Here is a 17,858-nt window from a genome sequence, read left to right as displayed (position 1 = left end):
TGGGCATGAATTGGACTCATACCCCCTTGGCGCTTTCTGCGCTGATGTTTGCGATAGCTGCACAAGCCACCCCGAATCAAGCCACCGATGCGGTTGCGCCAGAACAAGCCACTGGCTTTGAGCACAAACCGTTAGTCAAAGCCAAAAACTGGATGGTGACCGCAGCTAACCCACTGGCGAGCGAAGCGGGGGCTTCGATTTTACGCCAAGGCGGTAATGCGATAGATGCGATGGTAGCTACGCAACTGATGCTGGGCTTGGTTGAGCCGCAATCATCCGGCATTGGCGGTGGATCGTTTTTGGTCTACTGGGATGCCAAGAAAAAAGCGCTCACTACGTTCGATGGCCGCGAAACCGCGCCACTCAACGCCACACCTGAACTATTTTTAGATAGTACAGGTCAGCCAATGAAATTTTACGATGCCGTGGTCGGCGGTCGCTCGGTTGGTACTCCCGGCACGGTCAAACTGTTGTGGGAAACCCATCGTCAATACGGCAAGCTGGAATGGGCGCGCTTGATTGAACCTGTCGCCAAACTCGCCGAGCAAGGCTTTGAGGTAAGTCCTCGCCTCGCAGCATTAATTGCGGAAGATAAAGAGCGTTTAGGCCGTTTTCCTGCCACCAAAGCCTATTTCTTTGATGCACAAGGTGACCCCCTCACAGCCGGCACTTTACTGAAAAACCCGGACTACGCCGCCACTCTCAGAGCCATCGCACAGCAAGGCGCCTCCGCCTTCTATCAAGGTGACATTGCCAAAGACATCATCGCCACGGTGCAAAATGCGCCGGGCAATCCCGGTGTGCTCGCTCAGCAAGATTTTGATACGTACCAAGTCAAACAGCGTGCGCCCGTGTGCGCGGCTTACCAAACTTACCAAGTCTGCGGCATGGGGTTACCCAGCTCAGGCGGTCTGACAGTGGGACAAATTCTCGCCCTCACCGAGCAGTACGATCTTAAAGGTTGGGGCGCGCAGGATGTGAAATCATGGCAAGTGTTGGGTGATGCCTCACAACTGGCGTTTGCCGATCGCGGCTTGTACATGGCCGATCAAGATTATGTGCCCGTTCCGACCCAAGGCTTATTGGATAAAGCCTATCTGGCCGAGCGCGCTAAACTGATCCAACCCGGCAAAGCGCTGACCAGTGCGCCAGCAGGCAATCCGCCTTGGCATCATGCGCAGCTACGCAGCCCCGATCAGTCGATAGAACTGCCCTCCACCAGCCACTTCAACATTGTTGACCGTGAAGGCAACGTGGTTTCCTTCACCACCTCGATCGAAAACGCGTTCGGCTCACGCTTGTTGGTGCGCGGCTTTTTACTCAACAACGAACTGACCGATTTTTCGTTTGCCACGCAAAGTGAAGGTCGCCCGATTGCCAATCGCCTAGAGCCGGGCAAACGCCCACGCTCTTCAATGGCACCGACCATTGTCTTGCAGGATAACCAACCCTATCTGGCGATTGGCTCACCCGGTGGCAGCCGAATTATTGGCTATGTGGCGCAAGCTCTGATTGCGCACATTCAATGGGATATGGACATTCAAGCCGCGATCAATCAACCGCATGTGCTGAATCGTTTTGGCGAAATCGAGCTCGAACAAGGCACCTCCGCCGAGCAGTTCAAGCCCGCGCTGGAAAGCTTGGGAGCAAAAGTAGGGATCAAAGAGCTCAACTCAGGTCTGCACGCCATTCGTATTACCGCGCAAGGTCTTGAGGGAACCGCTGACCCTCGCCGTGAAGGCGTCGCCATCGGCGAGTAAGCGTTAACTCAAAAAGTGATGGGCAGAGTCTGTCCATCATTTTTTACTCGTACCTCATTTTTCCCACCCACGCGCAGAGGCACTGATCATTTTTTACAAGACAAGCTCTGACTCACCGCTTAAGATTTTGGTAACTTAGCCTACTTTTTGGTCTCTATGGATACAGTGAATTATCGCCCCAGCGCTTACCCCGCGATCAGTCTGATTGAAGCCGACTATCGCCAGTTTGCGTTTGAGCGTCACTATCATCTGGATATCCATATCGGTCTCATCACCCAAGGTGTACAACGTTTTTATCACCAAGGGGCTTGGCATCAAGTGGGACAAGGTGGTGTGGTACTGATGTCACCCGATGAATTGCATGATGGCCACGCGCACAGTAATACGGGCTATCAAGTACAAGTGTTCTCCATTGAACCTGAATGGTTACAGCAGACGCTCGAAGCCAACCAGATTGAGCAAGTGATCGGCTTTGAGCAGTTGATTGTACAAGACCCGACCCTATTTCACTCCTTGCAGCAACTTCACCATTTGCTGCGACAGGACAACCTCAGCCAGCTCGCCAAAGATTGCTTACCTTATCAAGGCTTTGCTCCGCTGCTTGAGCGTTATAGCTACCTAAAACAACCCACCGTCAAACCGCTTGGCCAACACAATCTCGCCCTACTCAAAGAGTGGGTACTCAGCCAGCTTGACCAACCGATCCGGCTCGAACAGTTAGCGCAATTGTGCCAACTCTCCCCAACTCAATTTCAGCGCCATTTTAAAGCGCAAACGGGGCTCACGCCTTACGCTTGGTTACGACGGCTACGCCTAGAGCAAGCAATGAAACTGCTGCAAAGTGGCAAACCAGGCACAGATGTCGCGTATCAGGTCGGCTTTTACGATCAGGCCCATTTCAGTAAAGCCTTCAAAGCCACTTATGGCCTTTCGCCTTCTTTGATCACTCGCTTTTCTTAACCACGCTGTCAAAAATTTACAAGCTCCTCGCGCTCGCCGCGCGGCATACTGGGTGAATAATGTGAGGAGAAAGCATGAACGAAATGTCCATTTTAGCCACCTTAGCCGGTGTGCATTTTATTGCCTTATTAAGCCCGGGCCCTGATGTCGCCTTAGTGGTGCAAAACGCCACACAGCACGGGCGTAAAACTGGCGTGATGATCGCGTTAGGTTTGTCATGCGGCATTTTAGTCCATTTGATTTTGAGCCTGACCGGCATTAGCTACTTAGTCAAACAGCAGCCAATGCCGTTTAACCTGTTACAACTGGCTGGCGGCAGCTACTTGCTTTATCTGGGGGTCGGCGCTTTGCAATCAGTGATGGCGCAAAAAAACGCCAGCACACCGACGCACAGCCCTGCGCTCTCCATTCTCGGCAACCGCCGTCAAGCCTTCACAAAAGGCATGATGACCAATCTCTTGAATCCCAAAGCTCTCGTGTTTTTTGTCAGCCTGTTATCTAGCCTGATCCCAGCCAGCATGTCCGTGTCTGGCAAGGTGAGTGCCGCCCTGATTTTGGTTGGCTTATCCCTAACTTGGTTCTCCTGTTTAGCTTGGCTGCTCACCACGTCTGCCATGCAACAACGTATGCAGCGCATTACGCGATCCGTCGATAGCATATGCGCTGCGGTGTTTATCTTGGCCGGTGGCGTGATTTTATGGCAAGCAAGCCGCGCTATAGCACAAACCTTCGGATGGCTATGATCCGACTTTGGCCGATCATGCTGTGCGAGATCTCTTACAAAGCGGTAGGACAAATTCGCTTTCTGCGATAAAAAACACTGACAAAAACAACATAAGCAATTGTTTTTAAATAAAATGTTCAAAATTTCATTATTTCGAACATCAAGAAATCGCTTCGCTTTGCTTGTTCAGAAAGCTCAGCTCAGTAAGATGAATCTCGTCGGAAGGATACTGACACGGAACAGGAAAGCACCAAGGATTGGTGATCTTCAGGAAGAAGAGTCGGACATTCAGGATGAATGCTCGGCAAGGAAAGCGTAATTGGACATTGAACGGACGCAATCGTTGCTAGGATGGTAACGACAAGGATGGGAAATGGACACCTCTGGACGAGGCAAGGACTGAACATCAGGATGATGGCAGGGACACCGCTCAGGGAACAAGTGATGTGAACTCGCTAGGATTGTGAGTTGTAATGGAAGACACAGGACACCGCTAGGATGGCGATGCAAGGATTGAGCTGACGGATTGCAGCGTACTATCAAGGATTAGATGCAGGGAGCACCTTTTAGTAGCTGGAATGCTGCGAGTAAGACTCTAACCCCGGTGGGCTTGCCCCCGGGGTTTTCTTTTTTCTCCCGAAAAGCCATCACCACTTAACTCCTCAACAGAAACGTTAATCGTTACTTTGTATCTAGGGGCAATTTGGCAATTTCTTCCCGACCTCCCCCTAAAAGGGGGGAGCTACGTCGCCGCCCTATTCTATCTACACCTTCTCTAATCTCGCGTAAGCCGTCACTAACCACTTAATGCCTTCGCCATTAAACGCCACTTGCACTCGGCTTTGCGGGCCACTGCCTTCAAAGTTAATGATGGTGCCTTCACCAAATTTCGGGTGACGGACTCGTGAGCCCAAATTAAAACCGGTTTCGTTAAAGCTTTCTTTTACTACGGTTTGGCTAAAGCGTCCTGTGCTAGTTGGGCGGCTGACTTGCGCCTTCATGCGTACTTCATCCAAACAGCCTTCTGGCAGTTCACGAATAAAGCGTGAGGGTTTGTGATACTTATCTTGCCCGTACAAGCGGCGCATTTCCGCGTAGGTGATGTAGAGCTTTTGCATCGCACGGGTCATACCGACGTAACACAGGCGACGCTCCTCTTCGAGACGCCCCGCCTCTTCGGCAGACATTTGGCTCGGGAACATGCCCTCTTCCACACCGACCATAAACACCAGCGGAAACTCTAATCCTTTGGCACTGTGCAAGGTCATCAGTTGTACCGCATCATCATGCTCATCGGCTTGACCTTCACCGGCTTCCAGTGCCGCATGGGTCAAAAATGCGGTCAGCATGGTCATCTCTTGCGCTTCTTCTGGCTTTTCAAACTGGCGCGTCGCCGTCACCAGCTCTTCCAAGTTTTCAATCCGCGCTTTGGATTTTTCGCCTTTTTCTTGCTGATACATCTCCAGCAGACCAGAGGTTTTTACCGCGTGGTCCGTGAGCACATGCAGCGGCATGTCGATGCCTTCCTCTTCCAAGGCGTTGATCAGTTCAACAAAGCGGCTCAGCGCGCTCGCAGCACGCCCAGTGAGCACTTGGTCATTGAGCAGACCGACACTGGCATCCCACAAGGTGCAGCCACGATCGCGCGCGGCAAAACGAATGGTCTCTAGGGTTTTATCACCCAAACCGCGCGGCGGCGTATTAATCACTCGCTCAAATGCGGTGTCGTCATTACGGTTATTAATCAAACGCAGATAACTCAGCGCATCTTTGATCTCTTGGCGTTCGAAAAAGCGCATCCCGCCATAAATTCGATAGGCCAAGCTCGCCTGCAATAATGCCTCTTCCAATACCCGCGACTGGGCGTTGTTACGATACAAGATCGCACAATCAGTGAGCGTGCCGCCTTGCTCCTGCCAGCCTTTGATTTTGCTGACCACAAAGCGCGCTTCATCGAGCTCGTTATACGCCGAATACACCGAAATGGGTTCGCCAACCAAACCTTCGGTCCACAACTGCTTGCCCATCCGCTCGCTGTTATTGGCGATCAGTGTGTTTGAGGCTTCCAAAATGGTTTTGGTGGAGCGGTAGTTTTGCTCCAGTCGAATGGTATTCACGCTCGGAAATTCGCGGGTAAATTTTTCGATGTTTTCCACTCGCGCGCCACGCCAGCCGTATATCGATTGGTCATCATCACCCACGATCATTACGTTCGACTGCGCACCCGCCATCATGCGTAGCCACGCGTACTGAATCGCGTTGGTGTCTTGGAATTCGTCGACCAAAATGTGCTTAAAGCGCGCCTGATAATGCTCACGGATGTGCTGATTACCACGCAGGAGCTCTAGGGTGCGCAGCAGAATTTCGGCGAAATCGACCAAGCCCGCGCGATCGCACGCTTCTTGGTAAGCGGTGTACAGCTTGAGATAAGTTTGAGTAACCGGATCAAAGGCGTTGATGTGCGCCGGGCGCAACCCTTCATCTTTTTGATTGTTGATCCACCACGCGACTTGGCGCGCCGGCCACTGTTTATCATCCAGATTGTGCGCTTTGATGAGGCGTTTGAGCAGACGCTGCTGATCGTCACTGTCGATGATCTGAAAATCTTCCAGCAGCTTAGCGTCGAGATAATGGGCGCGCAGAATGCGATGGCAAATACCGTGGAAAGTCCCACACCACATGCCAGAGGCGGTGCCATGCATCAGCTCTTCAATTCGGCCGCGCATTTCGGCTGCGGCTTTGTTGGTAAAGGTCACCGCCATCACCGAAAACGGTGAGGCTTCTTCCACCGACATCAGCCACGCAATCCGGTGCACCAGTACGCGGGTTTTACCACTGCCTGCACCGGCCAAAATCAGTAAGTTTTCCAGTGGCGCTGCCACCGCTTCGCGTTGTTTATCGTTGAGACCGTCGAGCAATAGAGAGGGATCGATCATGACTTCGCCACTGGTTATTTATACATAATGGCGGCGATTATAACCCCAAGTGTCGCAGATACCCAAACGTCTTGAATGGGCGTAGCGGTGGCCGGAAAAATTTCAGCCCACACGAGGTGGGCTGAAAGTACTATCGATTACGCGGCGATTCCGGCATGACGCAACAAAGCATCAATTTGTGGTTCGCGGCCACGGAAGCGCTTAAACAGCTCCATCGGCTCTTCGCTGCCACCCATCTCAAGGATGTTGTTGAGGAAGCTTTGGCCAGTCTCACGGTTGAAAATGCCTTCTTCTTCAAAGCGTGAGAACGCATCCGCCGAAAGCACCTCTGCCCACAAGTAGCTGTAGTAACCGGCGCTGTAGCCACCCGCAAAGATATGGCTAAAGCTGTGCGAGAAGCGGTTCCACTCCAAGCCCGGCAGCACCGCCACTTTCTTTTTCACTTCCGCCAAGGTTTCCAGCACTTTTGGCCCCACTTCTGGGTCGTAAGTGGTGTGCAGCGTGAAGTCGAACAATCCAAACTCCAACTGGCGCAGAATAAACATCGCCGATTGGAAGTTTTTCGCCGCCAACATTTTATCGAGCATGGCTTTCGGCAGTGGCTCACCGGTTTGGTAATGACCAGAAATGAACGCCAGCGCCTCTTCTTGCCAGCACCAGTTCTCCAAGAATTGGCTTGGCAGCTCGACTGCATCCCAAGGCACACCATTAATGCCGGATACCGCGCCCACTTCCACTTGCGTCAGCATATGGTGAATGCCGTGACCAAATTCGTGGAACAGGGTGGTCACTTCGTCGTGGGTAAACAGCGCAGGCTTATCGCCAACTGGGCGGTTGAAGTTACACGTCAGGTAAGCCACCGGTGTTTGCAGTGCGCCACTGTCGGTAGTGCGACGTACACGACACTCATCCATCCACGCGCCACCGCGTTTGTGTTCACGCGCATACAGGTCGAGATAGAAACTGCCACGCAGCGTTCCTTGCGCATCAAAAATATCAAAAAAGCGCACCGATTCGTGCCATACATCTACCCCTTGGCGCTCTTTGACTTGCATGCCAAACAATCGGCTCAGCACTTCAAACAGGCCATTCACCACTTTTTGTTCTGGGAAGTAAGGGCGCAGCTCTTCATCAGAGATTTCAAACAGATGCTGCTTTTGCTTTTCGCTGTAGTAAGCAATATCCCACAGCTCAAGCTGCTTAACGCCAAACTCACTTTCGGCAAATTGGCGCAGCTCTTCCACTTCACGCTCACCTTGTGGTTTGGCTTTGTTGGCGAGATCATTTAAGAAACCAAGCACTTGGTCAGTGGTTTGCGCCATTTTGGTCGCCAGCGATTTTTCGCTGTAAGTGCTAAAGCCGAGCATACGCGCGATCTCATGGCGCAGTTTGAGCTGCTCAGCAATGATTTCGCTGTTATCCCATTTACCCGCATTCGGGCCGCGATCCGAAGCGCGCGTGACATACGCTTCATACACTTCTTTGCGCAGTGCTTGGTTATCACAGTAAGTCATCACTGGTAGATAAGACGGAATATCCAAGGTCAGCAGATACCCCTCTAAACCTTTGGCTTCGGCTGCTGCTTGTGCCGCCGCCAGTGCCGATTCCGGCATGCCCGCGAGCAGGTTTACATCGGTGATCTGCTTGGTCCAACCCATGGTGGCATCCAGCACGTTATTGGAGAACTTAGAGCCCAGCTCAGACATACGCTTACTGATTTCGCCATAGCGCTTTTGCTCTTGCAGTGGCAAGCCGATGCCTGACAATTCAAAATCACGCAGACTGTCGCTGATGGTTTTTTGCTGCGCGCGATCGAGCTTGGCAAACTCCGCGCTCTCTTTAATGGTTTTGTAGGCTTCAAACAGCCCTTTATGCTGGCCAACCCAAGTGCTGTACTCGGACAACAGCGGTAAGCAGCTTTCGTAGGCTTCACGCAGCTCATCACTGTTCACCACCGAATTCATATGGCTGACCGGTGACCAGATACGACTTAAGCGATCATCGACCTCTTCAATCGGCGCTATCACACTTTCCCAGCTCGGTTGTGGATTTTCGGCTAAAACCTTATCTATGGTGTGGCGACAATCCGCTATCGCCTGCTCAACCGCTGGCTTTACGTGCTCCGGTTTAATCGCAGAAAACGGCGGCAGATCCGTAAAGGTAAGAAGTGGGTTTGACATAAAAAGATTCCTTTTCAGCATAGAGACAGGCCGAATTTTGACCTGTGAGTTGTATAAGTAAATATAGGTAGCAGAACGATTTTTCAATAGCTGCCCCAAGGAAAAGCGTTGCAAAATACGACTCACTCGCGCCTTAAATCCCCTAAAAAACCACGCCGTTACGCTGCGCGCTGCACGTAAAATCGGTATATAATCGAGCCAATATTTTTGTTTCTATTACTGGACGCAAGTCAATCAGCGGTCAGTACAGCGCCCCTCAAGCGGGTTTGAGAGTCTATTTTGTTAAGTTACCGACACAGTTTCCACGCAGGCAATCATGCGGATGTGCTCAAGCACATCGTACAGAGCCTGATCCTCAATTCTCTGCAACAAAAAGAGAAACCTTTTGTCTACCATGATACTCACTCTGGTGTGGGTCGTTACGATTTAACCCATGAATGGTCAGAAAAAACCGGAGAATACAAACAAGGCATTGCCCGCGTTTGGCAACAAGACAACATTCCGGCGGAGCTCGATAGCTATCTGGATGCGATTCGCCAGCTCAATCAAGGGGAAACGCTGCGTTACTACCCGGGTTCACCTCGAGTCGCCCGCGCCCATCTGCGTGAGCAGGATCGCATGGTACTGACTGAGCTGCATCCAAGCGATTACCCATTGTTGGAACAAGAGTTTCACCGCGATCGCCAAGTCTCTATTTATAAAGAAGATGGCTTCGCGCGCCTGAAAGCCAGTTTGCCGCCGCAAGAACGCCGCGGTTTAGTGCTGATTGACCCGCCTTACGAGCTCGCCAAAGAGTATCGCGACGTGGTGCAAGCGATCGCTCAGAGCTACAAACGCTGGGCAACAGGTATTTATGCGATTTGGTATCCGGTGGTCAATCGCTGCGATATCGATGACATGGTAGAGGGCTTGCAAGGTTTAGGCATTCGCAAAATCTTACAAATTGAGTTGGGCGTCTCTCCTGATACAAACGAACGCGGCATGACCGCTTCCGGCATGATTGTAGTCAACCCGCCATGGACGCTGGAAAGCCAGATGCAGACCATTCTGCCTTTCCTCAAACAGGCGATTGCCCCTGCGACGGGACATTACAAAGTTGAATGGGTTGTGCCTGAATAATCAGATTTTTCATCAAGGCGGGTGGATTGTGACGCCCTCGCCCTGATATAAGGAATACAAGAAAAGAGCGAAGAACATCTTCGCCAGACATAATTGGAGAAAGTAATGGCAACACATTTTGACTACCTGTGTATTGGTGGCGGCAGCGGCGGTATCGCTTCAGCCAACCGCGCGGCGATGTATGGCGCGAAAGTGGCTCTCATCGAAGCCAAAGATCTCGGCGGCACTTGTGTCAACGTTGGCTGCGTACCGAAAAAGGTGATGTGGCACGGCGCGCAAATCGCAGAAGCGATGCACCTTTATGCAGAAGATTACGGCTTTGATGTCGATGTGAAGAACTTCAACTGGGCAAAACTGATTGAAAGCCGCCAAGCCTACATTGGCCGCATCCATCAATCTTACGATCGGGTACTGGGCAACAATAAAGTTCACGTTATTAAGGGCTTCGCTAAGTTTGTCGATGCGAAAACCGTTGAAGTGAACGGCGAACTGTACACCGCTGACCACATTCTGATTGCCGTAGGTGGCCGCCCAAGCATTCCAAATATTCCAGGCGCAGAATACGGCATCGACTCGAACGGCTTTTTTGAGCTGAGCGAGCAGCCAAAACGCGTTGCGGTGATCGGTGCTGGTTACATCGCAGTAGAAATCGCGGGCGTACTGAATGCGCTAGGTACAGAAACTCATCTGTTCTGCCGCAAAGAGTCTCCACTGCGTAGCTTCGACCCCATGATCATCGAAACCTTAGTGGAAGTGATGAATACGGAAGGACCACAACTGCACACCCATAGCGTGCCAAAACAAGTGGTGAAAGAAGCCGATGGTAGCCTGACGCTTCATCTGGAAAATGGTCAGACGTACAACGTGGATACCCTGATTTGGGCGATCGGCCGCCACCCTGCCACCGATGCCATCAACCTGGCGGCAACGGGTGTTGCAACCAATGAGCAAGGCTACATCAAGGTCGATGAGTTCCAAAACACTAACGTTGCAGGCATTTACTGTGTTGGTGACATCATGGAAGGTGGCATTGAGCTGACTCCGGTGGCCGTAAAAGCAGGTCGCCAACTCTCTGAGCGCCTGTTTAACAACAAACTGAACGCCAAGATGGATTACCAGTTAGTGCCAACCGTGGTGTTTAGCCACCCACCGATCGGCACCATTGGTCTTACTGAGCCACAAGCGATTGCGCAATACGGCGCAGAGAATGTGAAAGTGTACAAATCCAGCTTCACCGCTATGTACACCGCCGTCACTTCTCACCGTCAGCCATGCAAAATGAAGCTGGTGTGCGCTGGCCCAGAAGAGACCGTGGTTGGCCTACACGGCATCGGTTTTGCGGTTGATGAAATGATCCAAGGTTTTGGTGTCGCGATGAAAATGGGCGCAACCAAAGCCGATTTCGATTCTGTGGTCGCAATTCACCCTACGGGCTCGGAAGAGTTCGTCACGATGCGGTAGCGGCATCGAGATTCCGTTCTGCTCAAAAAGAAAGCGGCCATCGCCGCTTTCTTTTTATCGATTTTTCTTTTTTAGAGAATCATGCCGAAAAGCTTTACTTCACACACACCACATTGAGCAGTGATGAGCCTTTTAACACATTGATTTTTCCGGTGGTGAACATCCCTTTGCGCCCTTCTCCCCAATACGGTAACTGTACTGGCCACTGATGTTGCTGCATCTGTTTCGATTTTAATAACGCTGACCACTCTTGTTCAGTAGCGAGACGCATCCCCAGATCTCTACATACAATCTGCGCGGCATCATAGTCGAGGCGATTCCACGCCTGATCATGCTCCATGTAAAACTGCACTTTCGGGTTGTCGCTGTACGGCACAGCAAAGGTTTGGCTACCTACTTTCACTTGTTGGCGCAACATAAAACTATTATTTCCCGAGGGCTTAGGTGTACTGTTGAGTTTTGCTACAGGTTTAGTCGCTGTGGCAATAGGCTCTGGTTTTGGCTCTACTTTCGGGGTACTCACTGGTTTTTTCATCGCAGCTTCAGAAGCCACCACCGTTGTGGTAGAGGCAGCAGCAGCGGGTTTCGCTTTCATCACCGGTTGTTGTGCCGAGGTTTTCACTACTTGGCGGATAAAGGCTTGCTCAAAGGTCGCCAGTTTTTTGACTTTTTTTAACTCTTTATTCGCCAGTTCAAAATCCGTGTAGGGGCCAATCAAACAGCGCGCGCCTTTGGGTTCAGGTTTGACCCAAATATCCGTGGAAATATGCTCATAGATGGATTTCACCGTTGCAAGCGGCATTGGCTTGCTTAACATGCCACACTGGATCCAGAACAGAGAATCGCCGCGCTTAGGCTTTTTTCCCCATAGGCCATCACCAATTGGGCAAGTTGCATCGAGCACCGGCAATTGATTCACCGCCGCTTGTTGCGCATCACACAAATACTCGCTGTTCGCCGCTAAAGCGATCGGAGAGAGCAACAGCAAAGCCGCACTCAGGTTGCAGCATAGAATCCATTTCGGCATCCGCTTATCTCCTTAATACTCTGTGACTGAAATCAGAATTCGAATCAGGCAAGTTATCTCGCCTCGAACACTTATTGGGATCCGGTATAGCAAAAATAAATGCAAAAAAAGAGCCGCATTCAAATACGGCTCTTAGTTTATGGACAGTTTGTGAAGCAAATCAATCAGATTCGCTTAGCCTTTGTAAATTTTCGGGTTGAACACATCACGCAACCAATCGCCGAGCAAGTTAATCACCAACACCAGCAATACCAACACTGCGCCAGGAAAGGCGGTGATCCACCAAGCGCCCGAGAAAATATAAGTAAAGCCGATGCTGATCAGTGAGCCGAGTGATGGCTGATCAACCGGCAAACCCAATCCAAGGAAAGAGAGTGCCGCCTCTGACATGATCGCGTTTGCCACCTGCACCGTTGAAATTACGAGGATAGGTGATAAACAGTTCGGCAGAATATGACGGAACATGATGCGCGGCGCTTTAAAGCCCATCACGCGTGCCGCTTCCACATACTCTTTTTTCTTTTCTGCCAATACCGAAGCACGTACGGTACGCGCGTATTGTGGCCATTCAGCCACGCCGATAATTACCACCAACATCACCACGGCGTATTGGCTGAAAAATTCACCACCAAAACTGGCTTTAAAAATTGCCGAGACGATGATCGCCACCATCATGGTCGAGAATGAGAGCTGAATATCGGCAAAGCGCATTAAAAAGCTATCAATGCGACCACCGAAATAGCCAGCGGATAAACCGATCACTATCCCTAATATCAGCTGCAATCCCACCGCCAAAAAGCCGATGGTCAACGACAAGCGCGAACCATACAGAATGGTCGAAAAAATGTCGCGCCCTTGTTCATCCGTTCCTAACCAAAAATGTTCATTGCCTCCTTCCATCCATGAGGGTGGAAGCTCCGCATCCATAATATCAATCGAAGAGAGATCATACGGGTTGGTTGGGGCGATCCACGGTGAGCTGATCGCGATGATCACAAACAACAAAAACACCGCAAAGCTGCTCATCGCCACTTTGTCGCGTAGAAAATAATACAGAAAATCCGACTGCTTAAAGCGCTCCCAACGTGAAGGAGCGGTAGATACTGCACTCATGGTTAAGCTCCTTTGCCAGTGAGGTTGACGGTTGGGTTAATCAGACCATACAAGAGGTCAACGATGGTGTTGGTCACCACGAAAATCAATCCAACGAAGATGACATACGCAGTGATAAGCGGGGTATCCACTCGGTTAATCGCCTCCAAAAACAGGAAGCCCGTACCCGGCCACTGGAAGACAGTTTCGGTCAAAATGGTGTACGCCACCATAGTACCGATTTGCACCCCACCCACCGTTAATACTGGCAGCATGGTGTTTTTCAACGCGTGTTGGTAATAGATTTTGTTGAGCGGTAAACCCTTAGCTTGCGCAAACTTGATGTATTCCGAGCTCAACACTTCAAGCATTTCTGAACGCACAAGGCGGATGAACAGTGGCAGCATAATCGATGCTAAAGCGATGGAAGGTAACACTAGATGGCGCAAACCATCGAGCGTGAAAAAGCCCGATTCCCAGCCCAGTAAATTCAGCGTTTCACCACGGCCATAGGAAGGCAACCAACCCAGCTCAATCGAAAATACGTACATCAACATGATCGCGGTTAAAAATACCGGAATCGAGATACCGATGCTGCTACCCGCCATCACTATCTTGGTAAACAAGCTTTTGGGATGAATGGCAGAGTACACCCCTAGTGGGATCGAAAAAACGATGATGATCAGTGTTGCGCCCAACACCAATTCGAGTGTCGCCACCAACTTATCAAAAATGACTTCTAGCGCCGGACGCTTAAAGAAATAGGATGTGCCTAAATCTCCTTGCACCGCCGCAGTAACAAAACGTGAGTATTTAACAATGAAGGGATCATTGAGGCCCAATTCGTCACGCAGTGCCTGACGCTCTGCTTCCGAAACTGACTGCCCAACAAGCTCGCGCAGCGGATCACCCAGGTTGTCCTGAATGGCAAACGCTACCAAACTGATCACAAACATCACTATCAGTGCCTGATACAGGCGCTTGACCAGAAACGAAAACATTCCTTGCCCCTTAACTTTCCATGTGAATCTGTGTGCGCGGTTAAGCGCCAAAACCTTTCAGCCTTAAAAAGGGTACTTTGCCCGACTGAAAGAAAACAAAGTACCCGAGATCGCACTCTGCGGGGTCAAGCCCCCGCAGAGCTGAGCGTAAAGAAAATTACTCTTTCACCACCAAGTCGCCAAAGTATGGGAAGTCCATACCATTGATGATCGGTGCGATATCTAGCGTACTTTTCGCAGCCCAAGATGGGTCTTGGAAGTGAAGAGGCACAAACGCCGCTTCGTTATACAGAATCTCTTCCACTTTCTTCAGCATCACACTGCGTTTTTCCAGATCGGTCTCTTCGTTCGATTGGTGGACTAACTTATCCACTTCTGCGTTAGAGTAGTAACCACAGTTGTATTGACCTTTACCCGTTTTCTCATCACGAGTCATGGTCAGGAACTCAGTGAAGTTCCCTGAATCCTCAGTATCTGGGTGCCAACCAATCATCAGCATATCCGCCGCACACTTATCAAACTCAGGCCAGTATTGCGCTTTTGGCATGGTTTTTAGGTCAACTTTAATACCAATTTTTGACAGCATTGCCGATGCGGCTTGTGCAATCTTCTCATCGTTCACGTAACGGTTGTTTGGCGCGATCATGGTGAGGGTGAAGCCCTTTTCATAACCTGCTTCTTTCATCAACTGTTTCGCTTTGTTGAGATCAAAGCGTGGCTTGAGGCTTTCGTTGTAACCCGCATAGCCAACTGGGCTTTGCTGCGCTGCCGTTGTGGCGGCACCTTTCATGACTTTTTCAACAATCCCTTCGTTGTTAATCGCGTAAACGATGGCTTGACGCACACGCACATCTTTCAGCGCTGGGTTGCTGTTTTGGTTCATTTGGAGGGTGATAACGCGCGTGCCAGGCATAGTGAATAGATCCACGCCTTTCGCATCTTTAATACGTTGATAATCGTTAGGAGCCACTGGTGCAATCATGTCAACACCGCCAGACAGCAGAGCCGCAACACGCGTTGCATCTTCTTTGATGACCGCCAGAGTTAGCTTGTCCACATTACCTTTTGAGGCTTTATCCCAATAGTTCGGGTTGCGTTGGAACTCCATCTTCACGCCTTGTTCACGTGCCGTCACGGTGAATGGGCCAGTGCCAGAAATGTGTTCCGAAGCGTAAGAGTTACCGTGTTTAACGATTTCCGCTTTATCTTTACCGTCAGCCGTCGTGCCGGTGTAGAATTTGCTGTCCATCGGGAAAATGTAGGTTGCTACGTTTTCAATCAGTGGATAGGTGCCCGCGGTTTTGATTTCAATCGTGTAATCATCCACCTTGGTCAGTGACACCAATGGCTCAAAGATGCCTTTAAAATCAGCCGATTCTTTCAAACGGTTAAACGTCCACACGACGTCATCTGCGGTGAAATCATTGCCTGAGTGGAATTTCACGCCTTTGCGCAAAGTGAAACGCATGGTTTCGTTATCCACACGCTGCCAAGATTCAGCCAGACGAGGTTCAAATTCCATTTTTTGTGTAAAGCGAATAAGTGGATCAAAGACCATGTGCGACAGTTGCAGAGTACCACCTGACAGCTGCTCATGTGGGTCCATTGAGACCGGGTCAGCGTCATAAGCCACGGTAATATCCGCGGCCATCGCACCAAAACTCAAGCCAGCCGCTATCAAAGCCAACGCCAGTTTGTTTTTCATGGTTTTCATTGCATAACTCCTTATGCGGGAATCCAGATCCCTAGTTTGTTGTATTTGCTTTTGTGACAATCGCCAACCAAACAGTTGGTCCATGGTTAACGGCTATGCTGCCGTAGTACTTTCGCGTAAGCCTGTAAACTCAGGCATTAAGGAAATCAACTTCTTACTGTATTCGTGCTGCGGATCCGTAAACAATTGCTCCGTCGGAGCCACTTCTAACAGTGTCCCCATCTGCATGACCCCGACGCGATCACACATCTGGCGGATCACCGGTAAGTCATGACTGATAAACAACATGGTTAAATTCAGCTCATCTTGCAGATCTTTGAGCAAATTCAGGATTTGCGCCTGCACCGACACATCCAGTGCCGAGGTAGGTTCATCACAAATCAGCAGACGTGGACGCGTCGCGAGCGCGCGCGCAATCGAGATCCGTTGACGCTGGCCACCTGAAAATTCATGAGGATATTTCAACCCTGCCATCGTGCCTAAACCAACGTGCTCAAGCAGATCATTAACAATTTGTCGGGTTTCACTCTCGCTACGAGTCAGTTTATGAAAGCGGATCGGCTCGGCGATGATGTCGAAAATCTTCATCCGTGGATTCATCGAGGTATACGGGTTTTGGAATACCATCTGCATTTGGCGACGCAGTGGGCGGCGCTCGTGTTCGGATTTCAGCGCGGTTAAATCAATGCCTTCAAAAGTCACACGACCATCATTGGGTTGATACAAACCAGCGATTACGCGCGCAATGGTCGATTTCCCTGAACCAGACTCGCCCACCAAACCAAAGGTTTCCCCTTCGTGTACTTCAAAGCTGACGTTATTCGAAGCTTGTACATACTCACGGCGGCTTTCAAACAGGGAATCTTTGGTCACAAAGCGCAGATTCACATTTTCTACTTTCAGCAATGAACCACTGTATTTACGGTGATCTTGGCTTTGCCCTAACCAATGATTCTTAACATCAAACGGCTTGAGCTCTTTCGCTTCTTCGATATAACTCACCAAAGGGAAACGGTCGAGTTTGCGATCTGATCGCGGAACCGCCGAAATCAAGCTGCGGGTATAAGAATGCTCGGGGGTACCTAGCACTTTCGCCGTTGGTCCAAACTCCACCAAATCACCGCGGTACATCACCGCGACACGGTCAGTCACGTTAGAGACCACGCCCATATCGTGAGTGACCAACATACAGCCGACGTTATTCTTCTTACATAACTCACGGATCAGACTCAAGATTTGGTCTTGAATCGACACATCGAGTGCCGTGGTGGGTTCATCGGCAATGATCAAATCAGGCTCACCGGCCAACGCGATCGCAATCACCACACGTTGGCGCATACCACCTGAAAATTGGTGAGGGTATTGCTTAAGACGGTTTTCTGGTTGTGGAATGCCCACTTGCTTCATGAGTGACAAAGCACGTTGATACGCCTCCTGAGCACTCACCTGCATGTTGGCATGAATCGTTTCCGTTAATTGATGTTCAACGGTAAACAACGGGTTCAGTGATGTCATCGGATCTTGGAAAATAAAACCGATTTTACTGCCACGCACTGCACGCATCGCTTGCGGCGAAAGACCCGATATTTTCTTACCGTTTAAATAGACCTCGCCACCAGCAATGGTTCCGGGAGGGCTTAATAAATCGATAACCGCGTTGCCGACGGTGGATTTTCCAGCCCCCGATTCACCCACCACACCAACAATTTCACCGCGTTGGATATCTAAAGTGAGTGATTTCACCGCCGCGTGCACGCCGTGACGGGAGGGGTATTCAATTCTAAGATTTTTGACTTCTAAAAGTGACATTCCATCAGACCTCTACAGCTGAGGCAGTACTCTGCCCTGTCTGAAGCACATCAGCGAAAAAAGGCGAGACTGATG

12 protein-coding genes are annotated in these 17,858 nt (G+C 50.5%); 5 read left to right on the top strand and 7 right to left on the bottom strand.

The features are described 5' to 3' along the window. The first annotated feature begins 5 nt into the window (after window positions 1-5). The 3 genes from ggt (at window position 6) to MKA69_RS04950 (ending at window position 3,463) form a co-directional block, all read left to right on the top strand. Window positions 6-1,760 carry a gamma-glutamyltransferase gene (gene ggt, locus MKA69_RS04960; RefSeq protein ID WP_305847599.1) on the top strand — a complete coding sequence of 585 codons (1,755 nt, stop codon included), beginning with the start codon at window positions 6-8 and terminating at the stop codon, window positions 1,758-1,760. Window positions 1,761-1,916: 156 nt separating this feature from the next. Continuing rightward, entirely contained in the window at window positions 1,917-2,720 is an 804-nt protein-coding gene (locus tag MKA69_RS04955; RefSeq protein WP_000381934.1) for an AraC family transcriptional regulator, read from the top strand. A 74-nt stretch (window positions 2,721-2,794) separates the two neighbouring features. Further along, the gene (locus MKA69_RS04950) at window positions 2,795-3,463 is read left to right on the top strand and encodes a LysE family translocator (RefSeq protein WP_305847598.1); all 669 of its coding nucleotides are present in this window, start codon (window positions 2,795-2,797) and stop codon (window positions 3,461-3,463) included. A gap of 745 nt (window positions 3,464-4,208) precedes the next feature. Here the strand turns inward: MKA69_RS04950 and uvrD are convergent. Together uvrD and prlC are read right to left on the bottom strand one after the other, a co-directional pair. Further along, entirely contained in the window at window positions 4,209-6,380 is a 2,172-nt protein-coding gene (gene uvrD, locus MKA69_RS04945; RefSeq protein WP_002030505.1) for a DNA helicase II, read from the bottom strand. A 137-nt stretch (window positions 6,381-6,517) separates the two neighbouring features. After that, complete coding sequence (gene prlC, locus MKA69_RS04940; protein ID WP_000070212.1) at window positions 6,518-8,560, bottom strand: oligopeptidase A; 2,043 nt, start codon at window positions 8,558-8,560, stop codon at window positions 6,518-6,520. A 279-nt stretch (window positions 8,561-8,839) separates the two neighbouring features. Between prlC and MKA69_RS04935 the strand changes: the two genes are divergently transcribed. Together MKA69_RS04935 and gorA are read left to right on the top strand one after the other, a co-directional pair. Further along, window positions 8,840-9,679, top strand: a complete 840-nt coding sequence (locus tag MKA69_RS04935) for a 23S rRNA (adenine(2030)-N(6))-methyltransferase RlmJ (protein WP_113608671.1) — start codon at window positions 8,840-8,842, stop codon at window positions 9,677-9,679. A 105-nt stretch (window positions 9,680-9,784) separates the two neighbouring features. Further along, a complete protein-coding gene (gene gorA / locus MKA69_RS04930) occupies window positions 9,785-11,140 on the top strand; it encodes a glutathione-disulfide reductase (protein WP_095459290.1) in 1,356 nt (451 codons plus the stop codon). A gap of 94 nt (window positions 11,141-11,234) precedes the next feature. Here the strand turns inward: gorA and MKA69_RS04925 are convergent, their stop codons facing one another. The 5 genes from MKA69_RS04925 to MKA69_RS04905 all read right to left on the bottom strand — a co-directional run bounded on the left by MKA69_RS04925 (window position 11,235) and on the right by MKA69_RS04905 (window position 17,783). Beyond that, a complete protein-coding gene (locus MKA69_RS04925) occupies window positions 11,235-12,167 on the bottom strand; it encodes an SPOR domain-containing protein (RefSeq protein ID WP_305847597.1) in 933 nt (310 codons plus the stop codon). Between the two features lie 174 nt (window positions 12,168-12,341). Next, window positions 12,342-13,280 carry an ABC transporter permease gene (locus MKA69_RS04920; RefSeq protein ID WP_001277189.1) on the bottom strand — a complete coding sequence of 313 codons (939 nt, stop codon included), beginning with the start codon at window positions 13,278-13,280 and terminating at the stop codon, window positions 12,342-12,344. A gap of 2 nt (window positions 13,281-13,282) precedes the next feature. Continuing rightward, on the bottom strand, window positions 13,283-14,260 hold the full coding sequence (locus MKA69_RS04915; RefSeq protein WP_000490821.1) for an ABC transporter permease: 978 nt from the start codon (window positions 14,258-14,260) through the stop codon (window positions 13,283-13,285). Between the two features lie 157 nt (window positions 14,261-14,417). Continuing rightward, window positions 14,418-15,974 carry an ABC transporter substrate-binding protein gene (locus tag MKA69_RS04910; RefSeq protein WP_000855614.1) on the bottom strand — a complete coding sequence of 519 codons (1,557 nt, stop codon included), beginning with the start codon at window positions 15,972-15,974 and terminating at the stop codon, window positions 14,418-14,420. A 93-nt stretch (window positions 15,975-16,067) separates the two neighbouring features. Then, entirely contained in the window at window positions 16,068-17,783 is a 1,716-nt protein-coding gene (locus MKA69_RS04905; RefSeq protein ID WP_055044255.1) for an ABC transporter ATP-binding protein, read from the bottom strand. Window positions 17,784-17,858: the final 75 nt, after the last annotated feature.

This window comes from Vibrio sp. AH4 (assembly GCF_030710545.1).
Lineage (GTDB): Bacteria > Pseudomonadota > Gammaproteobacteria > Enterobacterales > Vibrionaceae > Vibrio > Vibrio metoecus.
Note: the sequence above shows the minus strand (reverse complement) of the source record. Positions and strands in the feature narration are given on the sequence as shown.

Coding starts and splice junctions, on each gene's coding strand:
- ggt (WP_305847599.1), top strand. CDS start 6: ATGAATTGGACTCATACCCCCTTGGCGCTTTCTGCGCTGATGTTTGCG.
- MKA69_RS04955 (WP_000381934.1), top strand. CDS start 1,917: ATGGATACAGTGAATTATCGCCCCAGCGCTTACCCCGCGATCAGTCTG.
- MKA69_RS04950 (WP_305847598.1), top strand. CDS start 2,795: ATGAACGAAATGTCCATTTTAGCCACCTTAGCCGGTGTGCATTTTATT.
- uvrD (WP_002030505.1), bottom strand. CDS start 6,380: ATGATCGATCCCTCTCTATTGCTCGACGGTCTCAACGATAAACAACGC.
- prlC (WP_000070212.1), bottom strand. CDS start 8,560: ATGTCAAACCCACTTCTTACCTTTACGGATCTGCCGCCGTTTTCTGCG.
- gorA (WP_095459290.1), top strand. CDS start 9,785: ATGGCAACACATTTTGACTACCTGTGTATTGGTGGCGGCAGCGGCGGT.
- MKA69_RS04925 (WP_305847597.1), bottom strand. CDS start 12,167: ATGCCGAAATGGATTCTATGCTGCAACCTGAGTGCGGCTTTGCTGTTG.
- MKA69_RS04920 (WP_001277189.1), bottom strand. CDS start 13,280: ATGAGTGCAGTATCTACCGCTCCTTCACGTTGGGAGCGCTTTAAGCAG.
- MKA69_RS04915 (WP_000490821.1), bottom strand. CDS start 14,260: ATGTTTTCGTTTCTGGTCAAGCGCCTGTATCAGGCACTGATAGTGATG.
- MKA69_RS04910 (WP_000855614.1), bottom strand. CDS start 15,974: ATGAAAACCATGAAAAACAAACTGGCGTTGGCTTTGATAGCGGCTGGC.
- MKA69_RS04905 (WP_055044255.1), bottom strand. CDS start 17,783: ATGTCACTTTTAGAAGTCAAAAATCTTAGAATTGAATACCCCTCCCGT.